11 protein-coding genes are annotated in these 13,125 nt (G+C 45.7%); 9 read left to right on the forward strand and 2 right to left on the reverse strand.

Features of this window, described 5'->3' with window-relative positions:
* Window positions 1-89 precede the first annotated feature (89 nt).
* Together QUB25_RS20135 and QUB25_RS20140 are read left to right on the forward strand one after the other, a co-directional pair.
* Window positions 90-521, forward strand: a complete 432-nt coding sequence (locus QUB25_RS20135; RefSeq protein WP_333185417.1) for a DUF6932 family protein — start codon at window positions 90-92, stop codon at window positions 519-521.
* Window positions 522-532: 11 nt separating this feature from the next.
* Window positions 533-1,084 (forward strand): helix-turn-helix transcriptional regulator, encoded by a 552-nt coding sequence (locus QUB25_RS20140; RefSeq protein ID WP_333185419.1) that lies wholly within the window; start codon window positions 533-535, stop codon window positions 1,082-1,084.
* 85 nt (window positions 1,085-1,169) lie between these two features.
* On the opposite strand, the gene QUB25_RS20145 is transcribed toward QUB25_RS20140, so the two are convergent.
* Window positions 1,170-2,108 carry a serine hydrolase gene (locus tag QUB25_RS20145; RefSeq protein ID WP_333185420.1) on the reverse strand — a complete coding sequence of 313 codons (939 nt, stop codon included), beginning with the start codon at window positions 2,106-2,108 and terminating at the stop codon, window positions 1,170-1,172.
* Between the two features lie 108 nt (window positions 2,109-2,216).
* On the opposite strand from QUB25_RS20145, the gene QUB25_RS20150 reads away from it, so the two are divergent.
* Window positions 2,217-2,948, forward strand: coding sequence for a C40 family peptidase (locus tag QUB25_RS20150; RefSeq protein WP_333185421.1), 732 nt, complete (start codon window positions 2,217-2,219; stop codon window positions 2,946-2,948).
* Window positions 2,949-3,000: 52 nt separating this feature from the next.
* The gene (locus tag QUB25_RS20155) at window positions 3,001-4,005 is read left to right on the forward strand and encodes a glycosyltransferase family 2 protein (RefSeq protein ID WP_333185423.1); all 1,005 of its coding nucleotides are present in this window, start codon (window positions 3,001-3,003) and stop codon (window positions 4,003-4,005) included.
* A gap of 133 nt (window positions 4,006-4,138) precedes the next feature.
* Here the strand turns inward: QUB25_RS20155 and QUB25_RS20160 are convergent, their stop codons facing one another.
* Window positions 4,139-5,311: an IscS subfamily cysteine desulfurase gene (locus QUB25_RS20160; RefSeq protein ID WP_333185425.1), complete on the reverse strand. Its 1,173-nt coding sequence runs from the start codon at window positions 5,309-5,311 to the stop codon at window positions 4,139-4,141.
* 96 nt (window positions 5,312-5,407) lie between these two features.
* Between QUB25_RS20160 and QUB25_RS20165 the strand changes: the two genes are divergently transcribed.
* From QUB25_RS20165 to QUB25_RS20185, 5 genes are all read left to right on the forward strand, one after another.
* A complete protein-coding gene (locus QUB25_RS20165) occupies window positions 5,408-6,076 on the forward strand; it encodes a hypothetical protein (RefSeq protein ID WP_333185427.1) in 669 nt (222 codons plus the stop codon).
* Window positions 6,077-6,268: 192 nt separating this feature from the next.
* Window positions 6,269-7,591, forward strand: a complete 1,323-nt coding sequence (locus QUB25_RS20170; RefSeq protein ID WP_333185429.1) for a four-carbon acid sugar kinase family protein — start codon at window positions 6,269-6,271, stop codon at window positions 7,589-7,591.
* Between the two features lie 426 nt (window positions 7,592-8,017).
* Window positions 8,018-9,169, forward strand: coding sequence for a circadian clock protein LdpA (ldpA, locus tag QUB25_RS20175; RefSeq protein ID WP_333059861.1), 1,152 nt, complete (start codon window positions 8,018-8,020; stop codon window positions 9,167-9,169).
* A 122-nt stretch (window positions 9,170-9,291) separates the two neighbouring features.
* Complete coding sequence (locus tag QUB25_RS20180; protein WP_333185431.1) at window positions 9,292-11,058, forward strand: R3H domain-containing nucleic acid-binding protein; 1,767 nt, start codon at window positions 9,292-9,294, stop codon at window positions 11,056-11,058.
* Window positions 11,059-11,447: 389 nt separating this feature from the next.
* Window positions 11,448-13,124, forward strand: coding sequence for a CheR family methyltransferase (locus QUB25_RS20185; protein WP_333185433.1), 1,677 nt, complete (start codon window positions 11,448-11,450; stop codon window positions 13,122-13,124).
* Window position 13,125 lies beyond the last annotated feature (1 nt).

A 13,125-nucleotide genomic window follows, 5' to 3' on the forward strand; every position in this document is an offset into this window, starting at 1 on the left:
GGAAATCTGTTCGTTGTCATCTTACAATTTTATTCTTGAAGCCCTATTCTATGCAGCTTCATATTAAATTGGTATTAAGGTGTGAGTAAGTGATTCCAGAATTCGATGAAAACGGCAACTTACCCCCAGGAGTTCATTTTTGCGAATGGGAAGAATTTGTAGAACGATTTGGAAGCAACGAGCTGAGGTTGCGTTTAATGCGCGGACTGCGAATGGCAATGGAGCAACTCAAAGCAGGTGGTTGCCGGACAATTTATATCAACGGCAGCTTTGTTACCATTAAGCCAGACCCAGGAGATTTTGATGCTTGTTGGGATAGCGAGGATGTCGATTACGATTATCTCCGAAAAAATGCCCCGAGATTACTAAATCATTTGGATCGTAGCGCACAGAAATCCAAATATAAAGGTGAAATTTTTCGTTCAGATCAACCTGTAGGAGATTACGGCTTAAATTCTATAGAATTCTTTCAGCGTGACAGACAGTTAAATCCTAAAGGCATTATTGCTATAGATTTATAAAGGTGGAACCCATGATTAAAAATGAAAAAGAGTATGAATATAGTCAAGAATGCGCCCGAAAATTTGAATATTCTCTTAGGGCGTTAGAGCAAGATGAGGAACTGAAGAAAAAAGACCCCGAGGGGTGGCAACTTTCTGGCGATGTCAAACAATCTCACCTGATGGCTTTACAAGCAGAAATTGCTGAATATGACAGGCTTACATCTCATGATAGCGACACCCCAATAGTATTAACACTTGATGATATTGATTATTTACCCCAAATCTTGATTAAAGCTCGCATGGCAGCTAAGCTAAGCCAAAAAGAATTGGCAGATTTAGCTGGACTCAAAGAAGAAAAAATTAAACGTTATGAAGATAATGACTACGAAGATGCCAGTTTTTTGGATGTAAGATTTGTAATTGATGCACTGGAAATCCAAATTCACAAATGTGAGTTTCTAGTTCCTTTAGATACCCTAAGAAGAACGCCAGTTACCAAAGAAGAATTAATTTCCTCAACTCATCGTTTTCACAGCCAACAAGATCAACGAATGATGGAGCAAGTTCAATTAAAAAGTTAGCGTTGACAGTTGACGCTGTTAGAGTCCCAACTTTTTTCAGAAGTCGGGAATCTGCGTGTATAGTTTTCAACTTACCAACCTAAGTTTAATTAAGTGCTTTCATCGCTTCGACAAATTGCCGTGATATAAATGGCAAAATCTCTTCATTCTTGCTATTCTCTTTGCCCTCGGTAAATACAACCAACAAATACGGCCGCAAACCCGATATTTCAATATAAGCAGCATCGTGACGCACTTGACTTGTCAGTCCCGCTTTTGACCACAATTTTGCTGATTCTGGCAATCCCCCGCCTAAAAAACCTGTAACTTGATTTTCGGGATCTGCCTCTAATTCTGCTGGGTCTAAACTGCGTTTCATTAAACCCATCATTTCTTGCGATGCTTGGGCAGAAACAGCTACGCCGCCGATTATACTGTGCACCAAACGCGCGGCTGCATTTGTGGTCAGCATATTTCTATTTTCCATTAATTCTCCCAGAAATGCTCGCTCGCGACCGTAGGGGCCGTCACACCAGGTTTTTTGATTGGCGTTAATATTTTGTAATTCCGGCCAATCCAATGATTGAAAGTAACGGTTGACGATGTTTCGCTGCTGTTTCCAAGTTTCAAAGGGGGCGGGTGATAATTCTGGGCCGCTGGTGGTGCCGGTGAGGGCGTCTACTACTAAACTGGTGGCATCGTTGCTGGAATCAACTATCATATCTCGGACGGCGCGTTGTAATTCTGGGGATGTTTGAATCATGCCTTTTTGCGCCCATTCCCAGATGGCAACGAGGTAGAATAATTTGACGATGCTGGCGGGATAAATTCGTTCGGAAGCTCTAGCGCTAAAACCTCGCGGTTGATATTTCCAAAATTCTTCTGGACTCAGGGCGCCGCCTGTATTGACTCGCACCGGCGGATCGTAGACTATCCAGGTAATGGCTGTACGATCGCCACTTAATCCTGTAAATTTTGACAATGCGGAGTCTATAATGCTACTGCCGAGGGTTTCTAATTGTTCGTCTTTGTGAAAAAATGTCATGGTTAATGGCTGACGCTTAACGGTTAACGGCTAGGAGCTAATGGCAATCTATCGTTAAATGCGAACAATAAATGCGAACAATTAACAGCAAACAATGAGCAATTAGCAATGGCCAATTATCAATTATCTGATGTTGTGGAGTACCGAGCCCGATCGCACATAAATATTTACGATTCCCCAAAGTGCGATCGATTGGCCACTCAAGCAGCGCTGGGGCGACATTTGCGAGTAGTTGACCCCCCCCAGCTTATGAAGGGGGCGAGAAATGGCATAGACTCGGTTGTTGAGGGGGATACAACGGCTGTGATGGTGCGACTGTGCGAAGATGATTATCCGGGATGGCTGGATATTCGAGATGTTGAGTTGCTCGATGTGGCAGAAACAGTGTATCATCCTCTGGTGGTTTCTGAGGCAGAAATCAAGGAAAAATTACCACTTGTAATTACTTTCGCTCGCGAGGCTATGAACCAATCCAATTATTATCTTTGGGGCGGTACAGTCGGGCCAAATTATGATTGTTCGGGCTTGATGCAAGCTGCTTTTGTTGCTGCGGGCATCTGGTTGCCGAGGGATGCTTATCAGCAGGAAGCTTTTACTAAACCTGTTAGTATCAGTGCTTTAGAACCGGGAAATTTAGTATTTTTTGGTACGCCAGAAAAAGCAACTCATGTAGGATTGTATCTCGGAGATAATCGCTACATTCACAGTTCTGGAAAAGCACATGGTCGCAACGGTATCGGGATTGATGTTTTGTCGGACGATGGCGATCTAGTCAGTCAAGCTTATTACCAGCAATTGCGGGGATATGGTAAAGTTGTGGCAAGTTATCAACCTAATTAGTTGTTGACGGTTGACGGTTGACTGTTGACTGTTAATATTATCGAATAAAAAAATGGACGCTGCATTATTTTTGGAAAAATTGGCTGCACAGCAGGCTGGCGCGGAGGTTGTTCTCGACGTTTCAGTGGTGGTGCCGGTGTATAATGAGGTGGAAAGTTTGCCTCATTTGATTGAGGCGATCGCCTCTTCTATCCAACCATCTGGACTCAGCTATCAAATTATTTGTGTAGATGACGGTTCTAAGGACGGTTCTGCTGAACTTCTCCAGCAGTTAGCCAGCACTCGCGATGACCTTTGTGCTGTAATTTTGCGCCGCAATTACGGGCAAACTGCTGCCATGTCGGCAGGTTTCGATCGCGCTCGCGGTCGTGCTATTGTTACCCTAGACGGCGATTTGCAAAATGACCCGGCTGATATTCCGCTATTGTTGGCCAAGTTAAATGAAGGCTACGATTTAGTGAGTGGCTGGCGGAAAAATAGGCAGGATAATACAATTAGTAGGTTGATTCCTTCTAAACTTGCCAACTGGTTAATTGGTCGCGTTACAGGCGTAACTCTGCACGACTACGGCTGTTCTTTGAAAGCTTATAAATCCGAGTTGGTAGCAGACTTGAATCTGTACGGGGAATTGCACCGCTTTTTGCCTGCTTTGGCGTTTATTGAAGGGGCGAGAATTGCCGAACTGCCGGTGCGACACCACGCCCGCCGTTTCGGTCAAAGTAAGTACGGAATTTGGCGGACTTTTCGAGTGTTGATGGATTTGTTAACTATTTCTTTTATGAAAAAGTTCCTGACTCGACCGATGCACGTTTTTGGACTTTTGGGACTGAGTTCTATGACGTTGGGAACGGCTTTAGGGATTTATTTGACCGTCTTAAAATTGGGTTTTGGTCAAGTTATTGGGAACCGTCCTTTGCTGATTTTGGCTGTGGTTTTGCTGTTAACTGGCGTGCAGTTATTTTGTTTTGGTTTGCTGGCAGAAGTGATGATGCGGACTTATCACGAGTCGCAGGGAAAACCGATTTATCGGGTGCGCGAGGTGTTTGGTTCTAAATAAGGGGTTGATCCCAATTAGACTCGGTGATAAAAAGAGGAAAAGTTTTGAGTCTTAAGTTAAATCATTTAAAACTCAAAACTCAAAACTACTTCCTAATCTTCAATTCTCCCATCTAAAATCTAAAATCTAAAATCTAAAATTGATTGACTTTTTGAGCTTGTCGGAGAGATTGAATAGTTGCGCTCGCGTGTTCGGCGACTGCATCTATTTCTGCTTCGGTATTGAACCGGCCAATACCAAACCGAATTGAAGCATAAGCTAATTTGTCCGATCGCCCGATCGCTGCTAAAACATGAGAGGGAGATATTTTCGCGGAAGTGCAAGCAGAGCCCGAAGAAACTGCCGCCGCCGGTTGCAAACCCAACATCAACGCTTGACCGTCAACCCCGGCTACACTAATATTGAGGTTCCCCGGCAATCTCTTCGTAGCGTGACCGTTGAGAAAAACATCGCCCAATTCACTCAATTTTTCCCACAAACGCTGCCGCAAATTAACCACTCGTTCTGTTTCCGACGGCATTTCTGCAATTGCCAATTCTACTGCTTTGGCAAACCCAACTATTTGCGGTGGGTAGAGAGTTCCCGATCGCATTCCGCGTTCGTGGCCTCCTCCGTGCATTTGCGGCGCTAGCTGCACTCTCGGTTTGTTGCGGCGCACGTAGAGAGCACCGATCCCTTTTGGTCCGTAAATTTTGTGGGCTGTCAAGGACATTAGATCGATATTCATCTCCTCTACGTCGAGGGGAATTTTGCCGATCGCCTGTGCCGCATCTGTGTGAAAAATAATGTCATTTCCGCGACAAATTGCTGCAATTTCTGCGATCGGCTGGATGACGCCTATTTCGTTGTTAGCCGTCATCACTGAAACTAAAATTGTCTCGGCGCGAATCGCTTTGATCAAATCGCCTATATCAATCAGCCCGTCGCTTTTCACCGGTAAAACAGTAATGTCAAACCCCAATTTTTGCAAATAGGTACAGGGGTCAAGAATTGCATTGTGTTCGGTTTTTACTGTAATAATGTGCTTTCCTTTACTGAAATAAGCTTCAGCGATGCCTTTAATCGCTAAGTTATTTGCTTCGCTGGCGCCGCTGGTAAAAACAATTTCTTCTGGGGAGGCGTTGATCGCTTCTGCTATGATTTGTCGTGACTGTTTTACCGCTGCTTCTGCTTCCCAGCCGTAGACGTGGTTGATACTGGCTGCGTTGCCGAATTGTTCGGTGAAATACGGCAGCATCGCATCAAGTACCCGTGGATCTACGGGGGTTGTGGCGTGATTGTCGAGGTATATAGGACGTGCGGACATAGTGCAGTTTTGGGTGAAAAAAGTGTTAGGTTTATTGTAGACGAGCTCTTTGTTCTACTACAAAACTTTATAATTAACATATATTTGTAAAGATTTATGCGAGCTGACATTCAGGGATTAGAAATTACTCTCGGTGAGCTCAAGCACCTCACCGGCGCGGGGCCCGATCGCGTATACCGGCCGGCGACAGCGACTAAGTTTGCCCGCGAAGCTTTGAAAACAGTCGGTTTAATTGTTTTGGTTCTAATCAGTTGTTGGCTGCTAGTTGCGATATTTCCTAGGGCGTATGTGTGGTGGTTCGTCCTTCACTTCGCTGCGATAGTTGGTTTAATCTTGGAGGATGCCTGGAAAATTTGGTGCAGTCGGCAAAACCAACATTTAATCAATCTTTTTGATGATGTCGATCGCTATAACGGTATAATCAAAGCGATTGAAATTAATGACAAGATAGAAGATGCTGGGAATGCCGAAGTCAAAATCAGCGATCGCGCAAAAGTTATTCAAGCTTTGCAGCTAATCAGAGACGATTTAGTTCGAGCTTTGAAAACTGAAAGGATTCTTAGGGAAAACAAAAAATTTGTCGCTACTAACTCTGAATTGTTTGCCAATAACTTAAAAAATTTGAATGCCCTGCAAATTAGCGATCGAGCCAGCGAACAAGGGCGTTTGCTCAACGAAGCTTTGCAGGTAGCCGTCGGAGTTCAAACAGAAATGAAAAAGTTGCAAGATCAAAACGCTGCTAATTTTAAAAATGGCAAAATTTAGTAGTGTCCAAGGCTGGATGCGCCTCTTACCCAGTAGCAACATGAAGCTTACTGAACCGAGCGAACTCAAACACATTCTCCCAATTATAAGTTATGAGAATTGTCAAAAAAATATCATAACAATTGTAAATTTTTTCCTGTTACGTAACAGGTAACGATATCTTGGAAAGGTGACGTTAACAACCAGGTCAGTATGTCTTCTGTTAAACCCAAGATTATAGTTCTCGACGACGATCCGACTGGTTCTCAAACCGTGCACAGTTGCTTGCTGCTGACACGTTGGGACGAAGACACCCTGCGTTTGGGGCTGCGGGACAAGTGCCCGATTTTCTTCATACTGACAAATACTCGATCGCTAACTCCCGAAAAAGCAGCCAGTGTCACCCGCGAAGTGTGCCAAAATCTCAAAAGGGCGATCGCCAGCGAAGAAATCGAAGACTTCCTAATAGTTAGCCGTTCCGATTCTACCCTGCGCGGTCACTATCCCATCGAAACCGACGCGATCGCCGAAGAACTTGGCCCCTTCGACGCCCATTTTCTAATTCCCGCCTTTTTTGAAGGAGGCAGAATTACCCGCCACAGCGTGCATTACCTAATGGTGAACAGCGTCGCAACGCCTGTTCACCAAACCGAATTTGCCAAAGATTCAGTCTTCGGCTACAGTCACAGTTACCTGCCAGACTACGTTGAAGAAAAAACCAAAGGTCGTATCAAAGCTGATGCAGTCGATCGCATTTTACTCGCAGACATTCGCTACGGAAGTTTAGATCGACTGATGGAGATGGAAGACAACCAATGTGCAGTTGTTGACGGCGAAAGCCAAGGCGATTTAGACACATTTGCCAAACACATTCTCGCGGCAGCCAGTCAAGGCAAAAAGTTTTTATTCCGCAGCGGGGCGAGTATTTTAACGTCCTTAGCTGACCTCGGCCCGCAGCCAGTAGCAGCCGACGAAATGGCAAAATACGTCAGGGATGGCAAACCGGGTGCAGTAATAGTTGGTTCCCACGTTAAGAAAACTACTGAACAATTGGAGCGCTTGTTAAAAGAACCCAATATAGTTAGCATTGAAATAGATGTATCTCACTTGTTAGAAGATTCACCAGAGTATCGCACCCAAATGCTCGATGAAACTCTCGAAAAAGTCCGCACTTCTCATGCTGATGGCAAAACGCCTGTAATTTATACCAGCCGCAAGGAACTCGAATTTGACAATGCAGAAATTAGGTTAAAATTTGGAGAGGCGGTTTCTGCTTTACTGATGGATATCGTGCGGGGGCTGCCTGCCGATATCGGGTTTTTGATTAGCAAGGGCGGCATTACTTCTAATGATGTTTTGAGTACAGGTTTGTCGCTGAAAAGTGTCAGGCAAATCGGTCAAATTATTGCCGGTTGTTCGGTGGTGAAAACCGATGCAGATCATCCTCTGTTTCCCAATTTACCAGTGGTTTTATTTCCGGGAAATGTGGGGGATAGCCATGCTTTGGCTACGGTTTACAAGCGGCTGAGCAAGTAGTATAGCTCGACCAATCGCAGATTAACCCAGATGAATTTAGCTTCGAGTCAGGGAGGAGAATGTTCATCTGCGGTTGGTCGATGGGTTTCAATGCTCGATCGAACTTTATAACTACTGCCACTCCACGGTCACTTCAAAAAAAATCTTTAGTTGACTTTTTTCTTGCCTAATCTACCCAAGTATGATAGGATAGAGAGTCTGTCCGTAACTAAAGCCGAGCGGCAAAGTTGAAAATCGCGTCACCGTTAGGCACTCTCAAAAAAATTAGATTTCTCAAAAATAGTTACCTCCGAACTCTACATATAGGGCCAACAGCACCAGAGCTACTCCTATCAGTAGCGTTTCCAGCTCGTATCAGCCTGAATTTTAAAATTAAGTAGAAATTTCCACATAGTAATTTTCAGCTCAAAGGATTAGCATATAAGGGTGACAGAACATTATCATCCCCTAAACTCATTAAAAGATGGCCATTGGTTCAAGCTGATCTGTGGGGCGAGCTTTCAACACCTGCCTGCTGTACGGAATCTCACTTTGGCTTACACCTTAGCAGGCGCTGACTGTATCGATGTCGCGGCCGATCCCGCCGCCGTCGCTGCAGCGAAAGAAGCCCTACAAGTGGCCAGCGAATTACAGGCAAGAACTCAAAACCGCAGGTTTGGCGGCAAAGGGTTGCCGTTGCTGATGGTGAGTTTAAATGATGGGGAAGACCCGCATTTTCGCAAAGCCGAATTCAACCCAGCCGATTGTCCGGCGGACTGCTGGCGGCCGTGCGAAAAAATATGTCCAGCCGAAGCAATAGTTTTTCAGAGTGCTGGCAGTGGTTTTTCCGGGGTGATAGACCAGCAATGCTATGGCTGCGGTCGCTGTCTGCCGATTTGTCCGAGCCAACTAATTTATACTCGTTCTTACGTGTCTGCTCCCGCCGCGATCGCACCTTTAATCTTGCAATCCGGTGCGGACGCCCTAGAAATCCACACGCAAGTAGGCAGAGAGGCAGATTTTGGGCGACTTTGGTCGAGTATAGCTCCCTGGGTCGGTCAACTCAAGGTAATAGCAATTAGTTGCCCCGATGGAGACGGTTTGATTGATTATTTGCGGACACTGTATCAAATAATTTCCCCCCTTCCTTGTCCCCTAATTTGGCAAACGGACGGTAGGCCAATGAGCGGGGATATCGGAACAGGAACGACTAGAGCCGCGGTCAAACTCGGTCAAAAAGTTTTGGCTGCCCAGTTGCCGGGATACGTGCAACTTGCAGGCGGCACTAATGCTCACACTGTCAGCAAGTTGAGAGCCGAGGGACTGATGAAGGATGGCGGGAAAAATTTGTCAGATCCCCCTGTCCCATACATTGCAGGTGTAGCTTACGGCAGCTATGCCAGGGTTTTGCTATCGCCAATTTTAGAACAGTTAGAAACAATGCAGACCGATCGAGCCTATGCCGTTCCGGTGGCAGTCGCGCGGCCAGGAGCCGGAGTTCCAACATCTCGGCTACCTCAGCTCGAAGCCGTCCCAGAACTTCTCTCACAGGCCGTGAGTTTAGCTCGTTCTCTAGTTTCCCCGCTCAAAGAATTTTAGTCAGTAGTCAGTAGTCAGTAGTCATTAGTCATTAGTTACAAGTAAAAAACAACTGGCAACTGACAACTGTTAACTGACAACTGACTAAAAAGTTGAAAACGTCACCGAACACATCGAGGCGAATGCAGATTACAGACGACCTCAACAGATTATTAGACATCGTGCCAGATGAGATCCGGCAGCCCTTAGAGCAGCACCCGCAGCGCAACAATCTCATTGAGATTGTCATGGATTTGGGCCGCCAACCTGAAGCTCGTTTTCCATCCTTGGCCGAACCTCTTTCCCAAACGCCAGTTTCCAAGGCACACCTCAACTATTGCATCGAGCGAGTCGGCCACTTCGGCGGCGACAACCGAGCCGGTATCGAGCAAACCCTGCACCGAATTAGCGCCCTTCGCAACCGCAGCGGCGAGATTATCGGCTTGACTTTGAGGGTGGGCCGCGCTGTGTTCGGGACGATCGGCATTATCCGCGATTTAGTGGAAACCGGTCAGTCAATTTTGATGCTCGGCCGCCCCGGTGTTGGCAAAACCACGGCCCTGCGGGAAATTGCCCGCGTGCTCGCCGATGACTTGGAAAAACGGGTGGTAATCATCGACACCTCCAACGAAATTGCCGGAGATGGAGATATTCCCCACCCAGCGATCGGCAGAGCTCGCAGAATGCAAGTTTCCCGTCCCGAACTCCAGCACCAAGTCATGATCGAAGCAGTGGAAAACCATATGCCGCAAGTGATCGTGATTGACGAAATTGGCACGGAACTCGAAGCTTTGGCGGCTCGGACGATCGCCGAAAGGGGCGTGCAGTTGGTCGGTACCGCCCACGGGAACCGGATCGAAAACTTGATGAAAAACCCGACTCTGGCAGATTTAATTGGGGGCATCCAAGCGGTGACGCTGGGAGATGACGAAGCAAGACGGCGCGGTTCTCAAAAGACGGTTTTGGAGCGCAAAGCACCGCCAACTTTTGAAATAGCCATCGAAATGCTGGAACGCCAGCGCTGGGTAATACACGAGCGAGTTGCAGATTCGATCGACACTCTGCTGCGGGGACGTGAACCGAGCCAGCAAATCAGAAGCGTCAGCGAGACTGGAGAAGTAATTATCGAGCAGGAGTCTGCCACTCCCCCCGCCCGGTTTCCGGGGATGGCAGCTTCCAGCGGCCCGGCTGCGGTATCGGCAATCCGGCCCGTCACACCGATCTCTGGGTGGCGGAGTGCTGGCAAAATGGTGCCGATGCCCGCTCCCAGCGAGAACTTAGCTGCTAAGAGCGCGCCGGTTTCTGAGACTCGGTATTTCGAGCAACTGCTGGAAGAATCCCTGTCCGTCGAGCCGGTACCTAAGCCCGGACGTTTTTCCCAGAATCTCGGCCCTAACGGCGAAGATTTGCCCCTCCACGTTTATCCTTACGGCATAGCTCGCCACCAGCTCGAACAGGTGATTTCGACGCTGAACCTGCCGGTGCTGCTGACAAAGGATATTGAGAGCGCTGACGTGGTTTTGGCTTTGCGATCGAACGTTCGGAACCAGTCGAAATTGAGGCACTTGGCCAAAACTCGCCAAGTTCCCCTACACACAATTAAGGCCGGCACTATTCCCCACGTAGCGAGAGCTTTGCGGCGGCTGTTGGACATGGATGACCCAGGTACCCCGGAAGTGGCAGACCTCGCCTTATTCGCCCGCAGCGGTTCTTCTGATGAGCTCGAAGCTCTCGAAGAAACGCGCTTAGCAGTCGAGCAAATTGTCATTCCCAAGGGACAGCCGGTGGAACTCCTGCCCCGTTCTCCCAATGTCCGCAAAATGCAGCACGAACTTGTGGAACACTATCACCTGAAATCCCACAGTTTTGGGGAAGAACCTAATCGCCGCCTGCGGATATATCCAGCTTAAAGTGGGAGATTAGTGCCTTTGAAGGCATAAGGTGGAAGGCAGAAGGGATAATTTTTTCCTGGCTTCTGTCTTTTACCTTTTGCCTTTTTCCTTTAAGTAGCTGGCAAGTTTCTGATATGATGTGGTGTAACACTGTTCTTGTTAAGGCGATCGGCTAAATGCCCGATTTCTAATTCCAAATTCCCCAATTCCCAATTCCCAATACTTCTACTACACGAGCTTACAAGTTCTCCAATTTCCAATAGTTCAGCTACGCACTTCCCTTCTGCTCCCTGCTGCTTTGCGAACCGACGAGCCGCAGGCTAGCAGCTATGCTCAGCCCAAACTCAGCACCAGCTCAGTAAAAGTTGCCACTTCCCAAATTATTAAATGAATCTACCTCAGTTGACATGAATGATTCCATAATTCAGCTATTTATCAACTTAATTACTACTGAGATGGGTGTGCGAATTAGGTCTCAAGATCGAGCGGGTTTGTCTCATAAAATCATGACTCGGATGAGAGAACAAAAAATTGCAGAACCAGAAAAATATTATAAACTTTTAACCGCCAAAACTTTTGAAAGTAAAAATGAATGGGCAAAATTAGTATTGCTATTAACAACAACTGAAAGTTATTTTATGCGAGATAAAGGACAGTTTGCTCTGTTAAACAGAGTAATTTTTCCTGAATTGATAGAGCAGAAAAGAAACTTGCACAAAACCTTGGGAATGCAGCCGACACTGCGAATCTGGAGTGCGGGCTGCTCCACCGGTGAAGAACCTTATTCTTTAGCTATTGTTTTAAAACAATTGATTACTGATTGGGAGCAATGGAAAATATTAATTTTAGGTACAGATATCAATGAAAAAGTAATCAAAAAAGCGCCCCGAGGAGTTTACAGTCATTGGTCGTTTCGCTTGGTTGAACCGCAGATACAAATGCAGTATTTTCATCAGAGGCAAAATGATTGGGAAATTAATCTAGAATTGCGCGAAAGTGTCAATTTTAGTTGTGTAAATTTAATCACAGATGACTTTCCTAATATTTACCAAAATCTTTATAACATAGACTTAATTTTGTGTAGAAACGTTTTTGTGTATTTTGAACATAAGTATATTTCACTGGTACTGAAAAAATTTTCCAACACCCTGAGACCTGGAGGGTATTTAATGACCGGTCACGCTGAAGTTTATGGTCAAATTATGAACGAGTTTGAACCCAAGATTTTCCCGGAGTCAGTGGTGTATCAGCGTCGGGATGCAGTACCGGAGGAAGGCTGTCAAATAGAGTCTAGGGTTGCGACGCTACGGGAAGCCAACTCGGCATTTCGGGAATTCCCGAAAGCAGATACTATGGGCGATGATAGTGGTGAGTTGCTAACAGGGGAAACGATGCCACCTCGTTTTACTACTAACAGCAATTTTCCCGAGATAGAGATGCCGCCCGTATTAAAAATAAGTAATCCGCTGGGGAATATGCTGCCCTCTCGCTATCTGGAGGACGGCTTGCCGAACAATGCCGTGTCAGTTACAGAAAAAATACTAGCAGAAAATACTCAAAATCAAACGCCTCAAATGCTAATTTTAGAGGCTAAAAAATTATTTAAAAATCAAGATTATGCTGAGGCAATCAACAAGGCACAAGAGGCAATAGACTTGCAGGGACCTAATTTTGATGCTTATTTTTTAATCGCTCAAGTTCAGGCAAATGCAGGCAATTATTCTCAGGCAATAGAATACTGTAATCGAGCTAGAAAAGTAGAGCCTGGATCAGTATATACTGATTATTTACAAGCTCAAATTGCTGAAGAACAGGGACAATTGGAAATAGCAAAAAAATTATTAAAGAGGACTATTTATATGTGTCCCTCTTTTGTTTCAGCTTATATAGAACTAGGGAATATATACAATAAAGAAGGTCAAGTAAAAAGAGCTCTTAAAATGTACAATTCATCTTGTGAAATCCTGAAAGCACTACCGCCCCACACTCCCATAGATTCCCAGGGGAAAATGACAGCTAGTCAAGTGCTGATGAATGTTAAAAAAAAATTGTTAAAATTATACAGTAAAGAAACTGTACACTAAA

Source organism: Microcoleus sp. B3-D7, assembly GCF_036705305.1.
GTDB lineage: Bacteria > Cyanobacteriota > Cyanobacteriia > Cyanobacteriales > Microcoleaceae > Microcoleus.

Coding starts and splice junctions, on each gene's coding strand:
- QUB25_RS20180 (WP_333185431.1), top strand. CDS start 9,292: ATGCAGATTACAGACGACCTCAACAGATTATTAGACATCGTGCCAGAT.
- QUB25_RS20170 (WP_333185429.1), top strand. CDS start 6,269: ATGTCTTCTGTTAAACCCAAGATTATAGTTCTCGACGACGATCCGACT.
- QUB25_RS20160 (WP_333185425.1), bottom strand. CDS start 5,311: ATGTCCGCACGTCCTATATACCTCGACAATCACGCCACAACCCCCGTA.
- QUB25_RS20165 (WP_333185427.1), top strand. CDS start 5,408: ATGCGAGCTGACATTCAGGGATTAGAAATTACTCTCGGTGAGCTCAAG.
- QUB25_RS20155 (WP_333185423.1), top strand. CDS start 3,001: ATGGACGCTGCATTATTTTTGGAAAAATTGGCTGCACAGCAGGCTGGC.
- QUB25_RS20185 (WP_333185433.1), top strand. CDS start 11,448: ATGAATGATTCCATAATTCAGCTATTTATCAACTTAATTACTACTGAG.
- QUB25_RS20145 (WP_333185420.1), bottom strand. CDS start 2,108: ATGACATTTTTTCACAAAGACGAACAATTAGAAACCCTCGGCAGTAGC.
- QUB25_RS20150 (WP_333185421.1), top strand. CDS start 2,217: ATGGCCAATTATCAATTATCTGATGTTGTGGAGTACCGAGCCCGATCG.
- QUB25_RS20140 (WP_333185419.1), top strand. CDS start 533: ATGATTAAAAATGAAAAAGAGTATGAATATAGTCAAGAATGCGCCCGA.